We start from the raw sequence: 24,320 nt of genomic DNA on the forward strand, positions 1-24,320 counted from the left end.
TAATCCCGATTAGATGTCAAGAACTTGCGGTTGCTGTGCCGCGTGGTTGTGCTCGTTACCTGCGTAAACTTTCAGTTTACGGTACATAGCACGACCCAGCGGGCCTTTTGGCAGCATGCCTTTAACCGCGATTTCAATCACACGCTCAGGACGGCGGGCAATCATCTCTTCAAAGGTCGCTTGTTTGATACCGCCGATGTGGCCGGTGTGGTGATAGTACACTTTGTCAGTACGCTTGTTGCCGGTTACAGCAACTTTGTCAGCGTTCAGAACGATGATGTAATCACCGGTATCGACGTGCGGAGTGTATTCCGCTTTGTGCTTACCGCGCAGGCGACGAGCCAGTTCGGTAGCCAGACGGCCCAGAGTTTTACCGGTCGCGTCAACAACATACCAGTCGCGTTTTACGGTTTCTGGTTTAGCTGTAAAAGTTTTCATTAAAAGCTTACCCAAATAAATAAGTTACACGTTGGTGAACACCCAAACGTTTAGTAGTTGAGGTTCACACGACATTGTCCAGCAAACCTACCCCTTCGAATAGCCTATGCCGGCGCAGAGAAAGTTTTGGGAAAAAAACCTTCTTGTAACGTGGGGTCGCAAGATTATAGAGAAGTCAGGGGTAAAGATCGACCCTTAATTGTGATTTGAAGCGGGTTTTTACGGGGAGCCGAAAAGCCGGGCGGCGGTGGTGCCTTATCCGGCCTTGCGCGCTTAACGGAGGAGATTTACGGCATATGCTGGCGCTTCAGATACTCTTCGCTTTGCATCTCCTGCAGGCGTGACAGGCAGCGCTGGAACTCAAACTTCAGTCGCTCCCCCTGATAGATCTCATATAAAGGCACGGCTGCGCTCACCACCAGCTTAACGTGGCGTTCGTAGAACTCATCCACCAGCGCGATAAAACGTCGGGCTTCGCTCTCCATCAACGTAGTCATCACCGGCACCTCAAACAGCATCACGGTATGGAACAGGCGCGAGAGCGCAATATAGTCATGCTGGCTGCGGGCATCGACACAGAGGGTGGCAAACGACACGGCGAGGGTCTGGTTGACGACGCCCAGCGTTTGCAGGGGACGATGGTTTACCTCCAGCACCGGGGCGTTACCCCGCTCCGCGCCGGCAAGCGCCAGCCACAGCTTGTCCATCTGCTGTTGCGTGTCGTCATTCAACGGCGAAATCCACAGATGGGCCTGGGTCAGCGTACGCAGACGGTAGTCGATGCCGGCATCCACATTCATGATGTGACAATGCTCTTTAATCGCCGCGATAGCCGGCAGGAAGCGGGCACGTTGCAGGCCGTTACGGTAGAGCTCATCTGGCGGAATGTTTGATGTCGCCACCAGGGTGATACCCCGGTCAAAGAGCGCTTTCATTAATCCGCCCAGCAGCATGGCGTCGGTAATATCCGAGACAAAAAACTCATCGAAGCAGAGCACATCGGTTTCAGCTTTAAAACGCTCAGCGATGATATCCAGCGGATCGCTCTGCCCCTGCAGGGCCGTCAGCTCTTCATGCACCCGCAGCATAAAGCGGTGAAAGTGCAGACGCTGCTTACGCGTCCCCGGCAGGCTCTGGTAAAAAAGATCCATCAGCCAGGTTTTGCCGCGCCCGACGCCCCCCCACATATATAAGCCGCGCACTGGCGTGACGCTCTGCGGCGCTTTCTTGCCCAACAACCGTCCAAATGCGGCTTTTAACCCACCGGAAGGCGCAGCTTCGGCTGGCCGGGCCGTCAGCTCATGCCAGATGCCGTCCAGACGGCTTACCGCTTCACGCTGTACCTCATCTGGCTGGTGGGAGCCCTCGCTCAGGGCCTGTTGATAACGCGATGTAGGGGAGAGACTTTGCATAATGTTATTGTTATTCCTTCAATTAATACCCGTCATACTGCTCAGTTGACGAAAAAAAGGCCGTTCTACAGTACGCGATGATGCGGCGGGATTCCACTTCTAAGGAAATAGCGGTTATAGTGGCATAATCAGGCCCTGGCATGGAGCCGAGCCAACACCCTACGGAACCACAAGACAACGGGAGAAGTTCATGACCTGGGAATATGCGCTAATTGGTTTAGTCGTCGGCATCGCTATCGGCGCCGTGGCCATGCGTTTTGGTAATCGCAAATTGCGTCAGCAACAGGCGTTGCAGTACGAACTGGAAAAGAACAAAGCTGAACTGGACGAGTATCGTGAAGAGCTGGTCAGCCACTTTGCTCAGAGCGCCGAGCTGCTGGACAACATGGCGCATGACTACCGTCAGCTTTATCAGCACATGGCGAAAAGCTCCAGCAGCCTGCTGCCGGAGATGAGCGCGGAAAACAATCCGTTCCGTAACCGTCTGGCCGAGTCCGAAGCCAGTAACGATCAAGCGCCTGTACAGATGCCACGTGACTACTCCGAAGGGGCTTCCGGCCTGCTGCGCGGTGGCGCAAAGCGCGACTAATCGCAGATCGAAAATAAATTTTACGGGCGCAGCCTTTGCGCCCGTCCTTTCTTCCTGACCCCAGCTATTATTTAGTCAAACACCTCATTGTTCAGCGTTTTAAAATTCAATAACATCAGTCTGTTTCAGGGCCGTTATCCCTTCATTCCAGGTTGCGAGAGCCAGCAAAAATGAACAAAAAAAATCAGCTGTTGAGCGCGTTAGCATTGAGTATCGGTTTATCCCTGTCGGCCTCGTATCCGCTGGCTGCCGCACTCCCTTCGCAGGTTCCCGGCGAGGCCGCCCTGCCGAGCCTGGCGCCAATGCTGGAGAAAGTCCTGCCCGCCGTCGTAAGCGTGCAGGTCGAAGGCACCGCGGTGCAAAGCCAGCGTATTCCGGAAGAGTTGAAGAAGTATTTTGGCGATGAAGCTCCTGACCAGCAGGGACAGCCCTTTGAAGGTCTGGGCTCCGGGGTCATCATCGACGCCGCGAAGGGCTATGTCCTGACCAATAACCACGTCATCAGCCATGCCGATAAAATCAGCGTGCAGATGAATGATGGCCGGGAGTTTGATGCCAAACTGATTGGCGGTGACGATCAGAGCGATATCGCCCTGCTGCAGTTGCAAAACCCAACCGGCCTGACGCAAATCGCCATTGCTGACTCCGATAAACTACGCGTCGGCGATTTCGCGGTGGCGGTGGGTAACCCCTTCGGCCTCGGCCAGACCGCCACCTCCGGCATTATCTCCGCGCTGGGCCGCAGTGGGCTGAATCTTGAAGGGCTGGAAAACTTTATCCAGACCGACGCCTCCATTAACCGGGGTAACTCCGGCGGCGCGCTGCTGAACCTGAACGGCGAGCTGATTGGCATTAACACCGCCATTCTTGCCCCTGGCGGCGGCAGCGTCGGGATTGGCTTTGCCATTCCCAGCAACATGGCCCGCACGCTGGCCCAGCAGCTGATTGAATTTGGCGAAGTGAAACGTGGCCTGCTGGGTATTAAAGGCACCGAGATGAGTGCGGATATCGCCAAAGCGTTTAACCTGAACGTGCAGCGCGGCGCCTTCGTCAGCGAAGTGTTGCCGAATTCCGGTTCCGCAAAAGCGGGCGTGAAATCCGGGGACGTGATTGTCAGCCTGAATGATAAACCGTTAAGTAGCTTTGCCGAACTGCGTTCGCGCATCGCCACCACGGAGCCGGGTGCGACGGTTAAGCTCGGCATTTTGCGTGACGGGAAGCCGCTGGATCTGCAGGTCACGCTCGATAAAAGCACCTCTTCTTCGGCCAGCGCAGAGATGATTGCTCCCGCGCTACAGGGGGCGACCTTAAGCGACGGACAGTTAAAAGACGGCACCAAAGGCATCACCCTCGAAAGCGTCGAGAAGAGCAGTCCTGCCGCGCAGGCTGGGCTTCATCAGGACGATGTGATTATCGGGGTGAACCGCGTTCGCGTGCAGTCTATCGCCGAAATGCGCAAGGTGCTGGAGAGCAAACCTACCGTTATCGCCCTGCAGATCGTGCGTGGTAACGATACGCTCTATATTCTGCTGCGCTAAGCCTGTACCTGTCCGGACATCGCCCCGTGTGATGTCCGGATAAGTCATGTTATGCTGCTTGCGTTCTCCCTTTAACGACGCCCGTATCATGGTTTTTAAGCTCATTCGTTCGGTCGCCATCGGCCTGGTAGTAGGTGGCCTGTTACTGGCCGCGATGCCCTCTTTACGTCAGTTCAATCAGCTGGCTGCGCCGCAGTTCGACAGCGCAGATGAAACGCCTGCCAGTTATAACCAGGCAGTACGCCGCGCCGCCCCTGCGGTGGTTAACGTCTATAACCGTGGGCTGAACAGCACCAGCCATAATCAGTTGGAGATCCGCACCCTTGGCTCCGGGGTGATTATGGATGAACGCGGCTACATTATTACCAACAAACATGTGATCAACGATGCCGATCAAATCATCGTGGCGCTGCAGGATGGCCGCGTCTTTGAGGCATTGCTCGTGGGCTCCGACAGTCTGACGGATCTGGCAGTCCTCAAAATCAACGCCACGGGCGGCCTGCCCGTTATCCCCATCAACCGTAAGCGGACGCCCCATATCGGCGACGTGGTGCTGGCCATTGGCAACCCCTATAACCTGGGACAAACCATTACCCAGGGGATCATCAGCGCAACCGGGCGTATCGGCCTGAACCCATCCGGACGGCAGAACTTCCTGCAGACGGACGCCTCCATCAACCATGGCAACTCCGGCGGCGCGCTGGTGAATTCGCTGGGCGAACTGATGGGCATCAACACCCTCTCGTTTGATAAGAGCAACGACGGGGAAACACCCGAAGGGATCGGCTTCGCCATCCCGTTCCAGCTCGCCAACAAGATTATGGATAAGCTGATTCGCGACGGACGCGTGATCCGCGGCTACATTGGTATTGGCGGGCGTGAGATTGCTCCGTTGCATTCTCAGGGTGGCGGAATCGATCAGATCCAGGGGATTGTAGTGAACGAAGTGACCCCTGGCGGCCCAGCGGCAGAAGCGGGTATCAGGGTCAACGACGTGATTGTCTCGGTGAACGGCAAACCGGCCGTATCGGCGCTGGAAACCATGGATCAGGTGGCAGAGATCAGGCCAGGCTCTATCATCCCGGTGGAAGTGATGCGTGATGATAAGAAACTGACCCTGCAGGTGACCATTCAGGAATATCCGGCCACCAACTGAGTTGGCAGGCATAAAAAAACCGGAGTTCATGCTCCGGTTTTTTATTGCCCTGACGGGAAGCGCGTCGCTTATTTATTAACGAACTCTTCGCCCAGAACGATATCGTTCTTCAGGGTTTCCAGCATGCCAGCCATCGCCTGCTGTTCAAACGCGCTCAGGGTGCCGATAGACTTACGCTCTTCGATACCGTTTTTACCCAGCAGCAGCGGCTGAGAGAAGAAGCGCGCGTGCTCGCCGTCACCTTCAACGTAAGCGCATTCCACCACGCCTTGCTCACCTTGCAGGGCGCGGACCAGAGAGAGGCCGAAACGTGCCGCAGCCTGGCCCATAGAGAGGGTTGCTGAACCGCCACCCGCCTTCGCTTCCACCACTTCGGTGCCGGCGTTCTGGATACGTTTGGTCAGGTCAGCCACTTCCTGCTCGGTGAAGCTTACGCCTGGGATCTGGGACAGCAGTGGCAGAATGGTCACGCCAGAGTGACCGCCGATAACCGGGACTTCGAGCTCGGTTGGCTGTTTGCCTTTCAGTTCCGCAACAAAGGTGTTTGAGCGGATGATGTCCAGCGTGGTCACGCCGAACAGTTTGTTCTTGTCATACACGCCCGCTTTTTTCAGCACTTCTGCCGCGATAGCCACAGTGGTGTTAACCGGGTTAGTGATGATACCGATGCAGGCTTTCGGGCAGGTAGTAGCAACCTGCTGAATCAGGTTCTTAACGATACCCGCGTTCACGTTGAACAGGTCGGAACGATCCATACCTGGCTTACGCGCCACGCCTGCGGAGATCAGCACCACGTCTGCGCCTTCGAGCGCCGGGCGAGCATCTTCACCGGAGAAGCCTTTGATTTTAACAGCCGTCGGGATGTGGCTGAGGTCTACCGCCACACCAGGTGTTACCGGGGCGATATCATAGAGAGAGAGTTCTGAGCCTGCAGGCAGCTGAGTTTTCAGTAGTAGGGCAAGCGCCTGGCCGATACCGCCAGCAGCGCCGAGGACTGCGACTTTCATCCTAAACTCCTTATTATGGTGAGCTAACTTTCTGTTACTCCGTCGCGGCGACCTTAATTCAGCAGATCAATAAATACAATCGTGATGTATCAGGAATTAGCGGTCACGCGCTTTTCGCTTCTGCCGGAAAGCTATCGGGCGTTATGCGATAACTAAGCAACGAATCAAGAGGTGGTTACAATACACCCTCGCCAGCCACCAAAACAACATCAATTTGATAACATTTAATTTACTTTTAAGCTTATTTGCGAGGCGTGACGCAGGCATGTTCCTTGATAACGAATTTTGATAAAATTACTCCCTTTCATAACATTATTTCAGCCTAACATTGGGCAGATAATTTGCATAAAAATTCATCCATGTGCATAATAATGTTGTTTCTACCGCTATATTTCGGGTGATTTATGCGAATCTCTTCTAAACAAGAAGAATTGGTTAAAGCGTTTAAAGCGCTGCTTAAAGAAGAAAAATTTAGTTCCCAGGGGGAGATTGTCCAGGCTCTACAGGATGAGGGTTTTGAAAACATCAACCAGTCGAAAGTCTCCCGCATGTTAACCAAGTTCGGCGCGGTGCGTACCCGCAACGCCAAAATGGAGATGGTCTACTGTCTGCCAGCCGAACTGGGCGTCCCGACCACCTCGAGCCCGCTGAAGAATCTGGTACTGGATATCGACTATAACGAAGCTGTGGTGGTGATCCACACCAGCCCGGGTGCGGCACAACTGATTGCGCGCCTGCTCGACTCGCTGGGTAAAGCGGAAGGTATCCTCGGCACTATTGCCGGTGACGACACCATCTTCACGACCCCGGCCAATGGTTTCTCCGTGAAAGATCTCTACGAAGCCATTCTGGTACTGTTCGAACAGGAACTCTGATCCTCTTCCCTGCCGCCGCTCGCGGCGGGGAACCTTCTGCTCCCGCCCCGTTTCACCCTACAATCTGTTATCTGTAATTTAACAAATAGTGCGTTTTTCTGCCTCATTGCTTTTACACAGCGAATGATAAACCACAAGATCGCACAAATAATCAAAGTTACGTATCTTATTAATTTCAATAGAAATAACTGCTCAAGCCCCGCTTATCTCCCTGCTTTTTATTTCTCTTAGTTATATAAAATCCCTTGTTTAATTCTTGATCACCCAAGAAACAATTAGCATGGTATTAATTTATGTCGTTATTAGTGTATACTTGATTTTGTGATGAGGGTCACGAAACGACGACCCCAGTAAAAGAATATGACGAGGAAAAGAATCATGAAAATCAAAACTACCGTAGCCACACTAAGCATTCTCTCTGTCCTGTCTTTCGGCGCCTTTGCTGCTGATGCGATCAACGCCGAGCAGGCTCAGTCTCGTGAATCTATCGGTACCGTTTCTATCGGTGCGATCGGAACCTCTCCGATGGACATGAACCAGATGCTGAACAAAAAAGCGCAGGAACAGGGTGCCTCTTCCTATCGCGTTATCGAAGCGCGTACAGGTGACCACTGGCATGCAACTGCTGAGCTGTACAAATAAGTCGTACCGAGTATTACCCGTACTACCCGATATCTCTGTTCAACGGCACCAGGCATAAAAATAGCAGCACAACCCTTCTTGCCGTTGAGCCTGCACTCCAGGAGTAAAGACTATGAACACTAAATTAATTATCGCCGCTGGTTTCGCTTCCGTTCTCTCATTTGGTGCCAGCGCTGCTGTACATCAGGTAAACGCCGACCAGGCGCAAGGCCTGCAATCTATGGGGAGCATCTCCGTAAGTGAAGTGGCCGGCTCGCCGATGGATGTCCGTCAGGCTCTGGCCGCAAAAGCTGAAAAAGCGGGCGCCAGCAGCTATCGCGTTACTGAGCTCAACACCGGTGACCACTGGCACGCGACCGCTGAGTTGTACAAATAAACCCTCGTCGTATTGATATACGACTTGCCCCTGCTTCGCAGGGGCTTTTTTATATCCTGCACTAATGTACGTTAAAGCGAATCTGCCCCTCCAGCTCCTCTTCCGCCTCATCAAACAGCAGGATCAGCGCCCCAAAGCGTCTGCGCAGCTTTTCCGGTAAATGGATGAATTCGATTTCAAGCGGTAGCGGCAACTGGCTGCTGGTCACTATTTCCCACAGGGAGTCCAGATCCGTCACCCTCTCTTGCCCTATACCGAAGGTCCGTGAAAACTCACGGTAGAACGCCTCCTGACTGTCAATTTCATCAAAATCAAACGTATAGATATTCATGCCAGCCACCCCGTCCAGGTGAGCGGCTTCTGCCGCTCTGCCAATTATAATCCCCCGATATGCAGGGTTTTGACTTCCAGGAACTCCTCCAGCCCCAGCACTGACCCTTCGCGGCCCAGCCCCGACTCTTTCACCCCGCCAAAAGGCCCAAGCTCCGTGGATACCGCGCACTCGTTTATGCCGATCATCCCGCTCTCAAGGGCCTGTGAAACGCGGAACACCCGCTGCAAATTCTGAGTATAGAAATAGGCAGCCAGGCCAAACGGTGTATTGTTGGCGCGCTGGATCACCTCCTCTTCAGAGGTGAAACGGAAGCAGGCCGCCACGGGTCCGAAGGTCTCTTCGCTGGCAAGCGCCATCCCTTCATGGCAGTCTGCCAGCACCGTCGGTTGCCAGAAGTTGCCGCCGAGAGCATGGGCTTTGCCGCCCGCCAGCACCGTCGCCCCTTTGGCGACGGCATCCTCCACATGCTCACGCACTTTTTTCACTGCGGCAGGTTCAATCAACGGCCCGACGACGGTCCCCTCTTCCAGACCGTCACCCACTTTTAAGTCGTTTACGGCAGCGACGAGTTTGCTGACAAACGCCTCATACACCGACTCCTGAATATAGAAGCGGTTAACGCTGACGCAGACCTGCCCCGCGTTACGGAATTTATTGGCTATTGCCCCTTTCACCGCCGCATCGATATCGGCATCGTCAAAGACGATATAAGGCGCATTCCCGCCCAGCTCCATCGACACTTTTTTCATGGTCTCGGCGGCATTGCGCATCAGGGTTTTGCCCACCGCCGTCGAGCCGGTAAAGGAGATTTTGCGCACCTCAGGGCTATACATGATCGCGTCGCTTATCTCAGCGGTATTTCCCGCCACCGCGTTGAGTACGCCATCCGGGACCCCCGCTTTTTTAGCCAGAGTGAGCAGCGCAAAGGCGCTCAGCGGCGTGTTATTAGCCGGTTTAATCACGCCGGTACAGCCTGCCGCCAGCGCCGGGCCCAGCTTGCGGGTCAGCATCGCCATCGGGAAGTTCCACGGCGTGATAGCCGCCACCACGCCAATGGGTTCGCGGGTGGCAAGAATGCGGGAGCCGGGTTTAACAGGAGGGATGATTTCGCCGTTGGCGCGTTTGGCCTGCTCGGCAAACCACTGGATGAAACTGGCCGCGTACTCCACTTCCCCTTCCGCCTCTTTCAGCGGTTTGCCCTGCTCGGTGGTCATCAGCTGGCCAAGCCACTGCTTGTTTTCAATGATTAATTCATACCAGCGATAGAGGATGGCCGAACGCTCTTTAGCGGTTTTTGCACGCCAGGCCGGGAAAGCCCGGCTCGCGGCGGCGATGGCCTCTTCGGTCTCTTTCTTGCCTGCTTTTGCCACCTGGGCTACCACAGCCCCGGTCGACGGGTTAAGTACATCGAATGTAGTATCGAGCGTTTTCCATACGCCATCGACTAAATATCCGGTCTGAAATAGCGCACTATCCTGAAGAGACTGGGTAGTCATGTATCCTCCCATTTTGAGTTTATGTCCTCGCCAGGATAAGTATAGTCACAAAAAAACCGACGCTTATGGCGTCGGTTTTCGGAAGGATTAGCTGTCGGTCAGGGCATTCTGGTATCGATGCAGCATGCCCACCAGCCGCTGCACCGGTTCGGTCACCTGTCGCGGCGCCTCCCAGATACGCAGTTTTTCCTGATAGATTTCCAGCTCCGCCAGCAGCTGCGTGAAATAGCGCCGGCGCTTATCGTCGCTGGAGGCTGAAATCACATGATCGGCAGTACGGCGCAGCTGGCGGTGGAACGCAGAGAGATCGTCATTCACCGGAATCGGCGCGTTGCGCAGACGCTGATGGGCGATGATCAGCGTCAGGGCCAGGCGGAATTTCGCCAGATCGCCCGGGAACTTGTTCAGCAGTAAAAAGAGCTGCTGATAGAGCGCAGGCAGATGGTTCTCTTTACGTCGGGCGGTATTGGTGGTCATCGCCGAGACGGCGGCAGAAACGAACTGGTTCAGCAGCACGCGTCCGGTTCGGGCCTGAGAGTTATCGCGCACCAGCAGGATCACCATCATCGCCAGGAAGCAGCCGACAATCTGTCCCAGCGCGCTGTCGAGAAACTGGCTGAAGTGGAACGTCATCGGGTTATCCAGGACCAGAATATTGATGGTACTGGCCAGGGCCCCCAGCGATCCCAGGCGTCGCTTCTGTACCTCGATACCAATAAAGAAGGCCATAACCGCGAGACTCAGACAGAGCAACAGCATGCTTTGCTGGGTTGACGGGAGGACCACCAGGAAATAGAAAGCGCCAATCGGCAACGCCGCCAGGGTGCCGTACAGAAAATCGAGCGCCACCATCCGGGGATTAGGCAGTCGCATCGCCAGCGAGGTGACCACCGCGATCATCACCATCGCGCCGCTGCCGGAGGTCCAGCCGGTCCAGAGCCAGAAAAGCGTCCCCAGCATACAGGCGATCGTGGTACGCCAGAAGTTAACCATCGCATGGTGGCGCTCCGCCGACTCGGCTTTTACCACCACTTCCCCCTGCAACACCTCCTCTTCGGTGGCGCTGATTTTAGTGTTGCCGATAACGCCGCGTTTGAGCAGCAGGTAGCGCGTCGCCGCGCCGACCCAGGTATAGATGGTGACCGGGGTATCGCGTTCACCGGTCCAGGCGATGACCCGGCGCATGCGTTTGAGCTGCTTATGCACGTCCTGAGCAGTGGCAACGGGGGTGGCAAACAGCTCGCGGAAGGTCCCGGTGATCGCCTCGGGGCGCGTGTTCTGGATCAGATAGGTTTCACAGGCCTGGGTGATGAGGGTTAAGGAGACGGTATTAAGTGCCTTCAGGCGGCGGTTTGCCCGCGACCAGCGCGACGACTCCATATTGAGGTTGCTGCGCATCCCCTCCAGCGCGGTGGTACGACGCACCAGCGCGCTCCAGGCGTTATCGACCTCTTCACTGTCGCCGTGCTCGATGCACAGCTGCATGAGTTGATACTGGGCAACGATCAGCGCATCCAGCTCGCGATCCACCTCCTGTTTGATCGAGCGGGGAGAGAAGAGCAGATCCGCCACGATCGCGCAGACGATCCCCATCACGATCTCACTGCAGCGCTCTACGGCAAACTGTGGGGCCAGCAGGGGATTGGCCTGAATGGTGATGATAATAATCAGCGCCGTATAGCCGGAAAGGCCCCAGGCGTAGGAGTTCTCCACCCGCACCAGGGAGGAGATCCAGGTACAAAAACCGGCCCAGATACAGCACACCATCAGCATCAATAGCGGGGTGCGGATCATCAGGATCACGATGGTGAGCGCCGCGATACAGCCGATAAAGGTGCCGACGATACGCAGCATCCCGCGATAGCGGATGGCGCCGGAGTAAGGCTCACCGCCTGCGGCAAACGCCGGGCCGGCGGCGACAATCGCGGCCGTCAGCACCGCCCAGCGGGGCGTTTCCAGCTGAAAATGAAACCCGACAAACAGCGCCAGCACGATGGCGAAAGCCAGCTTAATCGCGAAGCGCAGGTGCTGGTTGGCGATGGAAAAGATACCCATGGCGATTAACCAAACTCGCGCAGACGGTGGGCAATTTTGCGGAACAGCGAATCGTGGCGTGCATCCCGATCTTTCTCACCGGTGATCACCACCGTCGCCGTCGTTCCTGCTGGCCACAGGTCGCCCTGCTGTGCATCCAGACGAATACGCACCGGCACACGCTGCGCCAGACGCACCCACTCCAGATTGGAATCTACCGTCGCCATCCCTTTGCCGTCGCGGGTGGCGCTGGCGTTAGTCACCCCTGCCGCTATGCTGTCGACAGTACCTTTCAGCACCTGGTTGCTGCCAAGGGGAGTGATCTCCGCCCGGTAACCCGGACGGACATTTTCCAGTTTGGTCTCTTCCATATAGGCGAGTACATAGAAGGAGTGCTGTTTCACCAGTGCCACGGCGGTGGAGCCGCGGGTAATAAATTCACCGGTATAGACGTTGAGGTTGGTCACCCAGCCATCGGACGGCGCGCGGATGACGGTGCGCTCGAGATCGAGCTTCGCCAGATCGCGGGTGGCCTCGGACTTCGCCAGCTGATGCAGTACGGTTTGCAGCACGTTGTTGGACTGGTCAATCTCCTCGCGGGACATCGCCTGCACCCCCAGCTTATTACGGCGCCCAGCCTCACGACGTTTTTCCGCCGCCAACGCCTCGTAGTATGAGACATCCGCTTCGGCTTGTTCCAGCGCTTTCCGGTAACGAGGCTGGTCGATGGTAAACAGCACCTGATCCTTTTTGACCAGCTGGTTGTCATGCACATTGACGGCGGTGATCAGCCCCGCCACATCGGGGGCGATGGCGACGATGTCAGCGCTAAAACGCGCATCACGCGTCCACGGTGACTCAGTGTAATAGACCCACGCGCGAAAAATAGCGATGAACGCGAGGATGACCAGTGCCACGGTAATGGCGGTACGGGAGATTTTTCTTGTTAGTGTTTTCACATCAACCTCAAACAAACAGGCGCGATACCAGATAGAACAGGCAGCAATAGAGCGCGGAATTAAACAATGCAGGGTGCCAGACGAAATCATAGATCCCGGTTGGAGCCAGCACCTTTCGCACCAGCCAAAAAATCGCCAGTGATAAAAGCAGTTCGAAGAATATCGGTGGGAACGACAAACCGAACACCACGATAACGGGAAACAGACTCATGTTGACCTTGATTAGAGCGAGCAGGCGAAAGAATTATTCAGCGTACACCACCGCAGAAGTGGCCAGAAAAGCCGGGCGAGAGTGGCGTAGCTATAATGTATTAATAATATATTAGCGTAACTGTTATGCTGTTATCTATCATATGTGATCTAAATCACTTTTAAGCCAGAGTGAATAATGGAACGTCTAAAACGGATGTCAGTTTTTGCCAAAGTCGTTGAGCTGGGCTCCTTTACCGCCGCGGCCAGGCAACTACAGATGAGCGTCTCTTCTATCAGCCAGACCGTTGCCAAACTGGAAGATGACCTCCAGGTGAAGCTTCTCAACCGCAGCACGCGCAGCCTCGGCCTGACGGAGGCCGGGAAAATCTATTATCAGGGCTGCCGGCGAATGTTGTATGAAGCCCAGTCGGTACATGAGCAACTCTACGCCTTCAATAACACCCCCATCGGCACGCTGCGCATCGGCTGCTCTTCAACTATGGCACAAAATGTCCTGGCTGAAATGACCGCTGAGATGTTGCAGGAGTATCCGGGGCTGACGGTTAATCTGGTCACCGGTATTCCCGCTCCGGATCTGATCGCCGATGGCCTGGATGTGGTGATCCGCGTCGGGGCTTTGCAGGATTCGAGCCTCTTTTCGCGTCGTCTGGGGAGCATGCCGATGGTGGTGTGCGCGGCGAAAAAATACCTCGCCAGAGCGGGTATCCCGGAAAAACCGGCGGACCTCAGCAATCACGCCTGGCTGGAGTACAGCGTGCGGCCGGATAATGAATTTGAGCTGACTGCGCCAGAGGGTCTGTCAACAAAGCTGCTGCCGCAGGGGCGTTTTGTCACTAACGATCCGATGACCATCTCCCGCTGGCTGGTGGCTGGAGCCGGGATCGCCTATGTGCCGCTGATGTGGGTGATCAACGAGATCAACAGCGGCGAGCTGGAGATCCTCTTCCCGCGCTATCAGTCGGATCCACGCCCGGTTTATGCGGTCTATACCGAAAAGGATAAGCTGCCGCTGAAGGTGCAGGTGTGCATTAACTATCTGACGGACTATTTTGTGCAGGTGGCGACGCTGTTTCAGGAGATGCGGGGAAGGAAGGAGTAACCCTCTCCCGCGGGAGAGGGTCAGGATGAAAAGATTACGCAGTACCACCGACGGTCAGGTTATCCACTTTCAGGGTTGGCTGACCGACGCCTACCGGCAGGCTCTGCCCCTCTTTACCGCAGACACCGACGCCGTTATCCAGCTTCAGATCGTTACCCACCATTGAGATCTGCTGCATCGCTTCGATGCCGGAGCCAATCAGGGTGGCGCCTTTCACCGCTTTGGTCACTTTGCCCCTCTCAATCAGATAGGCTTCTGAGGTTGAGAAGACAAATTTACCGGAGGTGATATCCACCTGGCCACCGCCGAAGTTCGGCGCGTAGATCCCGTAATCAACGGATTCGATAATTTCCTGCGGCGTGGATTTACCCGCCAGCATATAGGTGTTGGTCATACGCGGCATCGGCAGGTGCGCGTAGGATTCGCGACGGCCATTGCCGGTTGGCGCAACGCCCATCAGGCGCGCATTCAGCTTGTCCTGCATATAGCCTTTCAGGATGCCGTTTTCGATCAGCACGTTGTACTGGCCCGGCGTGCCTTCATCGTCGATGGAGATCGAGCCACGACGATCGGTCATGGTGCCATCATCCACTACGGTACAGAGTTCCGAGGCTACCAGCTCCCCTACCTGACCGCTGAATACAGAGGTGCCGCGGCGGTTGAAGTCGCCTTCCAGACCGTGGCCTACCGCTTCGTGCAGCAGTACACCAGGCCAGCCTGCACCCAGCACTACCGGCAGCGTACCCGCAGGCGCCGCCACGGCAGAGAGGTTAACCAGCGCCATGCGCACCGCCTCTTTCGCCCAGGCGTCGGCACGCACTTCGCCATCCACCGGATTGAGGAACCATTCATAACCGAAACGACCGCCGCCGCCGCTGGAGCCGCGCTCGCGTTTGCCATCCTCTTCCACCAGCACGCTGACGGAGAGACGCACCAGCGGACGCACGTCGGCGGCCAGGGTGCCGTCGGTTGCCGCCACCAGAATCAGCTCATATACGCCGCTCAGGCTGGCCGAGACTTCCTGTACGCGCTTGTCTTCCGCGCGGGCGACTTTGTCCACCCGGCGCAGGATATCCAGCTTCTCTTCACGACTCATGCTTTGCAGCGGATCGACGCTGGTATAGAGCGCAGAGTGCTGCACTTCACCCAGGGTTTTCACCCGGCCATCGCCACTTTCGCGCACGATGGTGCGGGCCGCCTGCGCGCTCTGTTCCAGCGCGGTCAGGCTAACCTGGTCCGCATAGGCAAAACCGGTTTTCTCACCGCTAACGGCACGTACGCCGACGCCCTGGTCGATGTTATACGAGCCATCTTTGATGATGCTGTCTTCTAAAACCCAGGATTCGTGATAGCTCGACTGAAAGTAGAGATCGCCGTAGTCGAGACGGCGTTCGGTCAGTTGACCAAGAATGGAAAAGAGGTCCTGATGGCTCAGGCCGTTCGCTGCCAGCAGATGTTCACTTACCAGGTTCAGACTCATCGTTTTGCTACTCGTTCGTTGCCGTCCACAGGACGTATCTAAGATCTTATCTATTGAGAGTGAGGCAATTAATTGCCCGCGTCAAATCATTGCTGTGCATCTTTGCGAGGCTGACGCAGCACTTCATTAATCTGCGGTTTATCCACCGGGCCGGTAATGTGATAGCGCAGAATGGAGACTTTGCTCCACAGTGGCCCCAGCACTTTACTGGCGGCAAACACCGCCGCGCCCACAATCGGGTTAACGGCAAAGGCCGCCGCCACGCCGACGGTGGCGGAAATTTCCGGCGCCACCACCGCTTCCATATCCAGCTCACGACGCACCAGATTGACGGAGCCTTTCATGGCGATATCTGCTTCCAGCCCGTCCACCAGCGTATCGTCGGTGTGCAATACGCCATCTTTGATCCACGCGGTGCTGCGGATCGAGTCGAAGTAGAAGCCTTCATTAAAGGTATCGTTGAAGTCAAAGCGCAGCTTGCGCAGCAGGGCGTCGAAACTGAGTAACCGCAACAGTTGCCCTGCATGGCCGGTGCTGAGATCGGCGATTTCACCTCTCCCCAGCCGCGTTTTCAGAATGCCGTTAAGCGAGGCTTCGTCAGGCTTCCAGGGCATGTCGCGCCAGTGCAGATCGTAATCGACATCAAACGATGAACCGCGAATCGGGGTCGTGACGCCAAAATAGTTAGCGGCGGCATCCAGCTTGTTGCCCTTAATTTGCCCCTTCAGAGAGGTGCGCTTCTCGCGGACGCCGTTCACCCATTCGCCGTTGGCGGTCAGGCGCCCGAAGCCGGTATCAATCAACCCTCCCGCCAGGGTCAGGGTATCGCCCTTGATGGTGAAATCGCCATTAACTCGGCCATACTTCTGTCCCCAGAGCCAGCACTCGGCGCAGCGCAGCTGTAGGTCAGGCCAGCCGCTAAAATCGATTCGTGAGGTACTGGATAACGGCGAGACGTTATTGCTTGTCCCGGCGGTGACGGAGGCCGGATTGTAATAGAGATAGCGGATCTGCGCCTGCCACGGCGCGGTGTCACGCATCAGCAGGCTGGCGTTGATCTCCCGTCCCTGGGCATCGATTTTCGAACCGTTGAGGGTGGGCTGCGAGACAATGCTCAGGTTATTCCACTGCTGCCCGCCCAGCGTCAGCGCTGGCGTGCGCACCGTGATGTGTTGCGGGAACTGCGCCGCTTCATCCACATTTTGCCCCACCCCGCGCTGGAAAAGCGCCAGCCATTCTGCCCCGTCCATCGGCGGCAGGTTGAGCTCTATACCCGCCTGCTCCGGCAGCGGCGGCAGGGTGCGGCTGTCGGTGGTCCAGATGGCGCGATCCAGCGTTAGCTTACGGTTCAGCAGCCAGCGGCTGTTAAAGTGATTTGTCCCGCAGGCGTTGCCGGTCAGGGTAAAGCTGTTGAGATCCCCGTCGACATTTAGCTTCACCGGCAGCGGCTCGCCTGCGCGCTTGTTCAGGGGAGAAGGCAGATCGCTGCTGACGCTTTTCAGGTCGCCGCTGATGTCCACTTTGTAATGCGGGGTGCCACGATAAGGCAGATCGATTGCGACTTTGCCGTTCCAAGGTAAACGGCCTTCAAGGGACTGGCTGACCACTTTGGGCAGCACATCCATCCGCGAAGGTTGCCAGTTGGCATCCATATTGACCGCCACCTGGTAGGCTTTCTCGCCCTCGGTGGTGGAGAAATCGATCTTCACCGGCTGGCTGAACCAGTTTGCGGTCAGCGGCCCGCTTTTCAGATCGCCATTCACGAAGCTGAACTGGCCGGTCAGGTTTTTCAACGTGCTGTTCAGTGGCTTGATGAACAGGCTGTTATTTTTCAACCTGACGTCGCCTTCTGCGGTGGTCATGGTGCCGTCCAGCGGGATATCCAGATGTAAGCGAGCATTCACATCGCCATCCAGCTGGAGCTGCTGGAGCGTGGCGCCCAGCGAATCGTCTAATGGCGTCTCGTCAAAATAGGGCCCAACGGCTTTTCCAGGCCCGTTGATATCGGCGTCGATCAGCAGTTTTTCTTTTGAATAATCGGGGATCACCGCCGTCAGGTTGCTGGCCTTCACGCCGCCCAGCGCCACGCCGTCGGTTTTCATCCACAAGCCGTCATTGATGAAGTTGAGCTCAATATCGAGGTTTTTCAGCGCCGGCCAGCCAGGCTGGAAGGCATAGGTGGCGTTGCGTAGCGGCACCAGCACCTGGAACTGCCCTTCGTTGTGCTTGTAGGGGAAGAGATGCGGATTGCCGCCATACGCCAGGGTGGCGTTGTCCGCCTGCCCGCCCTGAATGGCGCCGCTCAAATAGTCCACCAGCGCTTTACCCATCAGGTTTTCAGGAAAATAGCGCCAGGCCTGTGAGCCGTCGTCGGTGCTGATGCCCGCCAGGATCCCCAGCCAGGGCTCATCGCCCGCCGGTTGCAGATAGCGGAAATCACCCCGGGCATGCACCGCTTTGGCTTTCACGTCGATGTCGCGCCCGTCGAGCTGGAAACCTTTCTCGTTCTTCAGCCAGTGGAGGGTGGCGGTCCCTTTTTCAATTTCCAGCGGCGCGCGGAAGACCGTTTCATACGGCATTTTCGCGTCACGCATATGGGCCACCAGACGGCCATCTTCCATGCTGCCTTCCAGCGTGCCGCTAAAATGCTCGGCGCCCGGCAACATCTCCCACTGCTTCCAGGCGAGATCGGTCCAGGCAATGTTGAAGCGGGTTTTTTCTGTTGCCTGCAGCGGAATATCCAGTGCCAGGGCGTTGATCGCCCCCACCGGCTGGGTGGCCTGCCAGACTTCGCCCAGCGCCGGAGAGAGTTTCGCCGCAAGGGTCCGTAGCCCCTCAAGGCCAGACAGCTCCAGATTGCTGGCGCGAATGCGCAGTTCATCGCTGCGTTTACTGTCAACGCCGCCCACATCCTGCGCCGGAATCCAGGCCAGCGACAAGGCCCCGCGTGGCCAGGCTTTGTCATCCAGGGTGATACGGGTATCCGGAATGGCGAACTGCCAGCCCTCATTGGCACGGGTCACATGGGCGGTGAGATTATCCACAGAGAGCTGATGCTGACGCGTTTCCCCCGGCCAGGTGGCGCCGCCCTGCTTTAGCCAGAGATCGCCGCTGGCGAACTGGCCGTTGGTGAGGGTCATCCAGCCTTCAATGCTAAAGCGCGCGGTTTCGAGCTGCATGTCCTGCTGCAGCCACTCTCCCAGCCAGGGTTTGACGTCCACGTCGTCGGCCTGCATCCACACTTTACCGTTATTCAGCAGGCCATTGTCGTCACGCAGATCCATACGCACCTGCATCACGCCGTGCTGTCCGTTCAGGCTGGAGAGGCTGACCTGGCCTTCGGCGCGATGGCGCTCTTTGCCGTTGAGCCAGGTTAACTGGGGGATCGCCAGCTCGGCACGCTGCCCGGAAAGGGTGATAAAGCTTATCTCGCTGTCGCGCAGATCGAAATGATCGAACTGGCGCAGAAAGAGATCGCTGATGCGGTTGGCTTCGAAGCCTTCGCCCCGATCGTCGCTGCGCAGCGGGGTGTTGGTCAGAAATTGCAGCTGATAGAAGGTGAGATCGCGAAACTGCCAGCGCAGGTGCAGCAGGCTTTGCCAGACATCCAGCGCCAGGGTCACACGCTTAATCTTAACGTGGCCGCCATCCTTCAGCTGCGCGTTGATGTCGCGCACTTCCAGGGTCGGGCCAAAGTTTTGCCAGCTCGCGTTGAGCTGGCTGGCCGCGACGGGCACACCGGTCGCGGATTCGATCTTCGCCAGCAACTGCGGGCGCCAGTTGTCCAGATGCGGCAATACGAGACGCAGCCCGCTTACCAGCAGCGCGACAATCACTATCAGCGTTGCCCCTGTAAGCAGTAAAATCCCCGGCAATCGCCTCACGCGTCTCTCCTTGTCAGCCGTTTTCTCGCAGCACGCTGCGTTTTACATCATCACCACGTCAAACTGCTCCGGGTTATAGAGCGGCTCGATTTGTACTTTTACCTGTTTGCCGACAAAGATTTCCACTTCCGCCAGAGCGTGTGACTCTTCCCCTTTCAGGGCTTCCGCCACCGAAGGAGAAGCATAGACCAGGAAACGGTCGGAGTCGTAGGCGTGATGCACGCGAACGATCTCACGCATGATCTCGTAGCAAACCGTCTCTACCGTCTTCACCGTGCCGCGACCATGGCAGGTTGGGCACTCGTTACACAGCACATGCTCCACGCTTTCACGGGTGCGCTTGCGGGTCATTTCTACCAGCCCAAGCTGGGAAAAGCCGTTAATGCTGGTTTTCACGCGATCTTTACTCAGCGCCTGCTCCAGCGAATGCAGCACGCGACGGCGGTGGTCTTCGTTACTCATATCGATAAAGTCGATGATGATGATGCCACCCAGATTGCGCAGACGAAGCTGACGCGCAATGGCCTGCGTCGCTTCAATATTGGTGTTGAAAATGGTGTCGTCCAGATTGCGATGCCCGACAAACGCCCCGGTGTTGATATCCACGGTGGTCATCGCTTCGGTCTGGTCGATAATCAGATAGCCGCCGGACTTCAGCTCGACCTTACGCTCCAGCGCGCGCTGAATTTCGTTCTCAACGTCGTAGAGATCGAAGATGGGCTGTTTGCCGGTGTAGTGCTCCAGCAGGCCCGGCATTTCAGGAATGTACTCCGCAGTGAATTCGAGCAGCGCATCATAGGTCAGACGGGAGTCGACGCGGATGCGATCGAGCTGGGCATCGGCGAAGTCACGCAGGACGCGCTGGGCCAGCGCCAGTTCACCGTACAGCTGACAGCGGGTCTGGTTGCGTTTTTTACGCTCCATCACTTTGGTCCAGACGCGTTTCAGGTAGGCGGCATCCGAGGCCAGATCCTCTTCGCTAATCCCCTCTGCGGCGGTGCGAATGATAAAGCCGCCCTGCTCATCGCAGTAAGCACTGACGACTTTTTTCAGCCGTTCGCGCTCGCTTTCACTTTCGATACGCTGGGAGACGCCAACGTGTGACGCGCCAGGCATAAAGACCAGATAACGGGAGGGTAAGGTAATGTCGGTGGTCAGGCGCGCCCCTTTGGTGCCCAGCGGATCTTTCACCACCTGCACCATCAGATCCTGGCCCTGACGCACCAGCTCGGAGATATCACGGACGGTAAACTGCTTCTGCTCTTCTCCCGCCACGCATTCGGTGTGCGGCATGATATCCGAGGCGTGTAAAAATGCCGCTTTATCGAGTCCAATATCTACAAATGCCGCCTGCATACCCGGTAGTACACGACTGACACGACCTTTGTAGATATTGCCTACTATTCCGCGTCGCGCTTCGCGCTCAATATGGATTTCCTGAAGAATGCCGCCATCAATATAGGCCACACGGGTTTCCGATGGCGTTACGTTTACCAACAATTCAGCCGTCATAATTATCCCTTCCCTCACGCAGTGAGTTAAAATTGCTCAGCAACTCATACGTTTCCACCAGCGGTAAGCCGACTACGGCGTGATAGCTGCCATTGATCTTCCTGACAAAACAGCCACCCAACCCTTGAATACCGTATGCACCTGCTTTATCCATAGGTTCACCGCTGGTGATATAACCGGCGATATCCTCATCTGTGAGTACTCTGAACGTGACATCGGTGACAACCAGACAGTCGAGCACGTGCTGACGGTCAGCCAGCGCGACGGCGGTCATCACCTGATGCGTTTGTCCGGACAATTTGCGCAGCATCCTGAAGGCATGCTCGCCGTCGTGAGGTTTCTCGAGGACTTCACCGTTAAGGATCACGATGGTATCTGCACCCAGCACCGGTAAATCGCGCGGCACCTGCGCCACGCCAGCCTGCGCTTTCTCCCGCGCCAGGCGAGAGACATACTGCTGAGCGCTTTCGCCCTCAGCCCGTTTTTCCTCAATGCCGGTAACGATACGTTCAAAAGAGAGACCCAACTGCGTGAGCAACTCCTGACGGCGCGGGGAGCCGGAAGCGAGATATAAAGACGTCATAGAAACCTTTTATTGCACGGCAAATTGCTGGCGGACCTTACGCATCAACAGGAACAGCCATGGCCAGAGCACACCGTTTACTACACTACTCCAGAACACTTCCGGACGGAAAGAGACGTTGATCACTAAAAACTCTGCCCAGAAAACAATGATATCCGCGGCCATGGATAACAACATCACCACCAGCGCCTGTTGCCAGAGCGCCAGATTACGAAAGAGCTGATATTTCAGTGCGACCAGGTATGCGATGATACTCATGGACAGCGCGCGTACGCCAAGCGTCGAGCCACTGATCAGATCCAGTATGGCACCCATCACAAAACCTGTGCCCACATTTACGCGGTGCGGCAGAGCAAGGATCCAGTAGAGCAAAATCAGCAGCACCCAGTTTGGCCGGAAAACGAGAATGTCGTCCGGCCAGGGCATGACTTGCAGCAACAGCGCGATCAAAAACGAGAGCCAGATAACCCAGCGTCCCTGGCTACGGTAGCTTGCCACTATTGCCCTCCCGGAGAGAGTTGCGGTGGCGGCGGCGCATCAGGCGGTGGCTGGGTCAGCCCTGTCGCCGGCGCAGGAACTGGCGCAGGCGGCCCCATGGAATTTGGCGCAGGCAGAACCTGCGGCATCATCTGCATCAGACGTTCATTCGCCACGCGGTGCACCTCTTCCGGCGTCATGGGATTGCTACCGTTACGATCGGCGCCCCACAACAGCAGCAGATAGCGCAGACGCTGTAAGCCAGCGGTAGGACGTGCCTGAATCACCGTATACGCGCGCTGAGTATCCAGCTTCACGGAGGAGACCACCCCAACCGGGTACCCTTCCGGGAAACGCCCGCCGAGACCGGAGGTCACCAGTACGTCACCCACGCGAATATCGGTATTCGCCGGCAGATGTTCCAGCTGTAGATCGTCCGTACAACCGTTACCGGCGGCGATCACGCGGATGTCGTTACGCAGAACCTGGATCGGCAGCGCATGGGTCGCATCGCAAATCAGCAATACGCGGCTGGTGAGCTTAGCAACGGCTACCACCTGACCGACGACGCCTTTATCGCTGATAACAGGCTGGCCTTCGTAGACGCCATTAACGCTGCCTTTGTCGATGACCACCTGATCGCTGTACGGATCGTTAACGGTGGAGATCACCTGGGTCACCATCTTCTGCTCATCCTGACGCAGCGGGGAGCCCAGCAGCTCGCGCAGACGGGCATTCTCCTGCTTGTACTGGCCCAGCATCAGCAGTTCGCTGTTTTTCAGCAGCAGTTCCTGACGTAACGCGCGGTTTTCAAGTTCGAGTTGATCGCGTGAGGACAGAGTTTGCGAAACGCTGTCGAGTAATTCACGGGGACCATTTGATACAAAATAGAAAGGACTGACGGCGGTATCCATGTACGTTCTGATCTGGCTGAACGTACCGAGGCGGCTATCGGCAATAATGACACCAAGCGCTACCAACACCCCAAGGATGAGGCGAAACTGTAGCGACGGGCCACGGCTAAAAATTGGCTTCATAGGCTATGCGTACTCTCGCGTCAGAGAGAAAGGGTAGCCATCCGCTACCCTTTCACACCTGACTACTCTTCGCTGAACAAGTCGCCGCCGTGCATGTCGATCATCTCCAGCGCCTTGCCGCCGCCACGGGCTACGCAAGTCAGTGGATCTTCTGCAACTACGACAGGAATTCCTGTCTCTTCCATCAACAGGCGGTCGAGGTTACGCAGCAGCGCACCACCACCGGTCAGAACCATACCGCGCTCGGAGATATCGGAAGCCAGTTCCGGCGGGCACTGCTCGAGGGCAACCATGACGGCGCTGACGATACCGGTTAACGGCTCCTGCAGCGCTTCGAGGATCTCATTGGAATTCAGGGTAAAGCCACGCGGAACCCCTTCTGCCAGGTTACGGCCGCGAACTTCGATCTCGCGAACTTCATCACCCGGATAAGCAGAACCGATTTCGTGCTTGATACGCTCTGCGGTGGCTTCACCGATCAGAGAGCCGTAGTTACGGCGAACGTAGTTAATGATGGCTTCGTCAAAGCGGTCGCCACCGATACGTACCGAGGAGGAGTAAACCACACCATTCAGGGAGATAACGGCCACTTCAGTGGTACCGCCACCGATATCCACCACCATGGAACCGGTTGCTTCGGAAACCGGCAGACCCGCGCCGATTGCCGCCGCCATTGGCTCTTCAATCAGGAAAACTTCACGCGCACCAGCGCCCTGAGCGGATTCACGAATAGCACGACGTTCAACCTGGGTAGCGCCAACCGGCACGCACACCAGAACACGTGGGCTCGGACGCATAAAGCTGTTGCTGTGCACTTGCTTGATAAAGTGCTGAAGCATTTTCTCGGTCACGAAGAAGTCAGCGATAACGCCGTCTTTCATCGGACGAATGGCAGCGATATTACCCGGCGTACGGCCAAGCATCTGCTTAGCGTCATGGCCTACAGCCGCTACGCTTTTCGGTGAACCAGCACGATCCTGACGAATGGCCACAACTGAAGGCTCATTCAGTACGATGCCTTGTCCTTTTACATAAATGAGGGTATTCGCGGTACCCAGGTCAATGGACAGGTCATTGGAAAACATGCCACGAAATTTTTTCAACATACTAAGGGATAATCCTGAAAGCTGGGGCGGAAAACAAAATCCGCTTACTTTACCAACCACACGCAGCAGCGAC

At 56.4% G+C, this 24,320-nt stretch carries 22 protein-coding genes; 7 read left to right on the top strand and 15 right to left on the bottom strand.

The window, feature by feature from the left end:
• Nucleotides 1-9: 9 nt before the first annotated feature.
• Together rplM and zapE are read right to left on the bottom strand one after the other, a co-directional pair.
• Entirely contained in the window at nucleotides 10-438 is a 429-nt protein-coding gene (gene rplM / locus C2U54_RS02220; protein ID WP_024551131.1) for a 50S ribosomal protein L13, read from the bottom strand.
• 287 nt (nucleotides 439-725) lie between these two features.
• Entirely contained in the window at nucleotides 726-1,850 is a 1,125-nt protein-coding gene (zapE, locus tag C2U54_RS02225) for a cell division protein ZapE (RefSeq protein ID WP_103177215.1), read from the bottom strand.
• Between the two features lie 190 nt (nucleotides 1,851-2,040).
• Here zapE and zapG point away from each other — a divergent pair, with 190 nt between their 5' ends.
• The 3 genes from zapG (at nucleotide 2,041) to degS (ending at nucleotide 5,133) form a co-directional block, all read left to right on the top strand.
• Nucleotides 2,041-2,439, top strand: a complete 399-nt coding sequence (zapG, locus tag C2U54_RS02230; RefSeq protein WP_103177216.1) for a Z-ring associated protein ZapG — start codon at nucleotides 2,041-2,043, stop codon at nucleotides 2,437-2,439.
• 170 nt (nucleotides 2,440-2,609) lie between these two features.
• Nucleotides 2,610-3,977: a serine endoprotease DegQ gene (degQ, locus tag C2U54_RS02235; protein WP_103177217.1), complete on the top strand. Its 1,368-nt coding sequence runs from the start codon at nucleotides 2,610-2,612 to the stop codon at nucleotides 3,975-3,977.
• A gap of 88 nt (nucleotides 3,978-4,065) precedes the next feature.
• Complete coding sequence (gene degS / locus C2U54_RS02240; protein WP_103180994.1) at nucleotides 4,066-5,133, top strand: outer membrane-stress sensor serine endopeptidase DegS; 1,068 nt, start codon at nucleotides 4,066-4,068, stop codon at nucleotides 5,131-5,133.
• Between the two features lie 68 nt (nucleotides 5,134-5,201).
• On the opposite strand, the gene mdh is transcribed toward degS, so the two are convergent.
• On the bottom strand, nucleotides 5,202-6,140 hold the full coding sequence (gene mdh, locus C2U54_RS02245) for a malate dehydrogenase (RefSeq protein ID WP_103177218.1): 939 nt from the start codon (nucleotides 6,138-6,140) through the stop codon (nucleotides 5,202-5,204).
• Between the two features lie 404 nt (nucleotides 6,141-6,544).
• Between mdh and argR the strand changes: the two genes are divergently transcribed.
• The 3 genes from argR (at nucleotide 6,545) to yhcN (C2U54_RS02260) (ending at nucleotide 8,033) form a co-directional block, all read left to right on the top strand.
• Nucleotides 6,545-7,015, top strand: coding sequence for a transcriptional regulator ArgR (gene argR, locus C2U54_RS02250; RefSeq protein ID WP_103177219.1), 471 nt, complete (start codon nucleotides 6,545-6,547; stop codon nucleotides 7,013-7,015).
• Between the two features lie 378 nt (nucleotides 7,016-7,393).
• Nucleotides 7,394-7,657 (top strand): peroxide/acid stress response protein YhcN, encoded by a 264-nt coding sequence (gene yhcN / locus C2U54_RS02255; RefSeq protein ID WP_103177220.1) that lies wholly within the window; start codon nucleotides 7,394-7,396, stop codon nucleotides 7,655-7,657.
• A gap of 112 nt (nucleotides 7,658-7,769) precedes the next feature.
• A complete protein-coding gene (gene yhcN / locus C2U54_RS02260) occupies nucleotides 7,770-8,033 on the top strand; it encodes a peroxide/acid stress response protein YhcN (RefSeq protein WP_103177221.1) in 264 nt (87 codons plus the stop codon).
• A gap of 61 nt (nucleotides 8,034-8,094) precedes the next feature.
• On the opposite strand, the gene C2U54_RS02265 is transcribed toward yhcN (C2U54_RS02260), so the two are convergent.
• The 5 genes from C2U54_RS02265 to aaeX form a co-directional block, all read right to left on the bottom strand.
• Nucleotides 8,095-8,364 carry a barstar family protein gene (locus tag C2U54_RS02265; RefSeq protein WP_103177222.1) on the bottom strand — a complete coding sequence of 90 codons (270 nt, stop codon included), beginning with the start codon at nucleotides 8,362-8,364 and terminating at the stop codon, nucleotides 8,095-8,097.
• Between the two features lie 44 nt (nucleotides 8,365-8,408).
• The gene (locus tag C2U54_RS02270; RefSeq protein WP_103177223.1) at nucleotides 8,409-9,863 is read right to left on the bottom strand and encodes an NAD-dependent succinate-semialdehyde dehydrogenase; all 1,455 of its coding nucleotides are present in this window, start codon (nucleotides 9,861-9,863) and stop codon (nucleotides 8,409-8,411) included.
• Between the two features lie 87 nt (nucleotides 9,864-9,950).
• On the bottom strand, nucleotides 9,951-11,918 hold the full coding sequence (aaeB, locus tag C2U54_RS02275; RefSeq protein WP_103177224.1) for a p-hydroxybenzoic acid efflux pump subunit AaeB: 1,968 nt from the start codon (nucleotides 11,916-11,918) through the stop codon (nucleotides 9,951-9,953).
• 5 nt (nucleotides 11,919-11,923) lie between these two features.
• Nucleotides 11,924-12,856 carry a p-hydroxybenzoic acid efflux pump subunit AaeA gene (gene aaeA, locus C2U54_RS02280; protein ID WP_103180995.1) on the bottom strand — a complete coding sequence of 311 codons (933 nt, stop codon included), beginning with the start codon at nucleotides 12,854-12,856 and terminating at the stop codon, nucleotides 11,924-11,926.
• A gap of 7 nt (nucleotides 12,857-12,863) precedes the next feature.
• A complete protein-coding gene (gene aaeX, locus C2U54_RS02285) occupies nucleotides 12,864-13,067 on the bottom strand; it encodes a p-hydroxybenzoic acid efflux pump operon protein AaeX (RefSeq protein ID WP_032614553.1) in 204 nt (67 codons plus the stop codon).
• Between the two features lie 177 nt (nucleotides 13,068-13,244).
• On the opposite strand from aaeX, the gene aaeR reads away from it, so the two are divergent.
• The gene (gene aaeR / locus C2U54_RS02290) at nucleotides 13,245-14,168 is read left to right on the top strand and encodes an HTH-type transcriptional activator AaeR (RefSeq protein ID WP_103177225.1); all 924 of its coding nucleotides are present in this window, start codon (nucleotides 13,245-13,247) and stop codon (nucleotides 14,166-14,168) included.
• A 34-nt stretch (nucleotides 14,169-14,202) separates the two neighbouring features.
• Here aaeR and tldD read toward each other — a convergent pair whose 3' ends face one another.
• The 7 genes from tldD to mreB all read right to left on the bottom strand — a co-directional run bounded on the left by tldD (nucleotide 14,203) and on the right by mreB (nucleotide 24,247).
• The gene (tldD, locus tag C2U54_RS02295; protein WP_103177226.1) at nucleotides 14,203-15,648 is read right to left on the bottom strand and encodes a metalloprotease TldD; all 1,446 of its coding nucleotides are present in this window, start codon (nucleotides 15,646-15,648) and stop codon (nucleotides 14,203-14,205) included.
• A gap of 86 nt (nucleotides 15,649-15,734) precedes the next feature.
• Nucleotides 15,735-19,532, bottom strand: a complete 3,798-nt coding sequence (gene yhdP, locus C2U54_RS02300; protein WP_103177227.1) for an AsmA2 domain-containing protein YhdP — start codon at nucleotides 19,530-19,532, stop codon at nucleotides 15,735-15,737.
• Nucleotides 19,533-19,574: 42 nt separating this feature from the next.
• The gene (gene rng / locus C2U54_RS02305) at nucleotides 19,575-21,044 is read right to left on the bottom strand and encodes a ribonuclease G (protein WP_103177228.1); all 1,470 of its coding nucleotides are present in this window, start codon (nucleotides 21,042-21,044) and stop codon (nucleotides 19,575-19,577) included.
• On the bottom strand, nucleotides 21,034-21,627 hold the full coding sequence (locus tag C2U54_RS02310; RefSeq protein ID WP_103177229.1) for a Maf family protein: 594 nt from the start codon (nucleotides 21,625-21,627) through the stop codon (nucleotides 21,034-21,036). The genes rng and C2U54_RS02310 overlap by 11 nt, the downstream gene beginning before the upstream one ends.
• A gap of 9 nt (nucleotides 21,628-21,636) precedes the next feature.
• Nucleotides 21,637-22,125: a rod shape-determining protein MreD gene (mreD, locus tag C2U54_RS02315; RefSeq protein ID WP_103177230.1), complete on the bottom strand. Its 489-nt coding sequence runs from the start codon at nucleotides 22,123-22,125 to the stop codon at nucleotides 21,637-21,639.
• Nucleotides 22,125-23,141, bottom strand: a complete 1,017-nt coding sequence (gene mreC, locus C2U54_RS02320) for a rod shape-determining protein MreC (RefSeq protein WP_103177231.1) — start codon at nucleotides 23,139-23,141, stop codon at nucleotides 22,125-22,127. Before mreC ends, mreD begins: the two co-directional genes overlap by 1 nt.
• 62 nt (nucleotides 23,142-23,203) lie before the next feature.
• Nucleotides 23,204-24,247 (bottom strand): rod shape-determining protein MreB, encoded by a 1,044-nt coding sequence (gene mreB / locus C2U54_RS02325; protein ID WP_000913396.1) that lies wholly within the window; start codon nucleotides 24,245-24,247, stop codon nucleotides 23,204-23,206.
• Nucleotides 24,248-24,320 lie beyond the last annotated feature (73 nt).

The organism is Leclercia sp. LSNIH1, assembly GCF_002902985.1.
Classification (GTDB): Bacteria; Pseudomonadota; Gammaproteobacteria; order Enterobacterales; family Enterobacteriaceae; genus Enterobacter.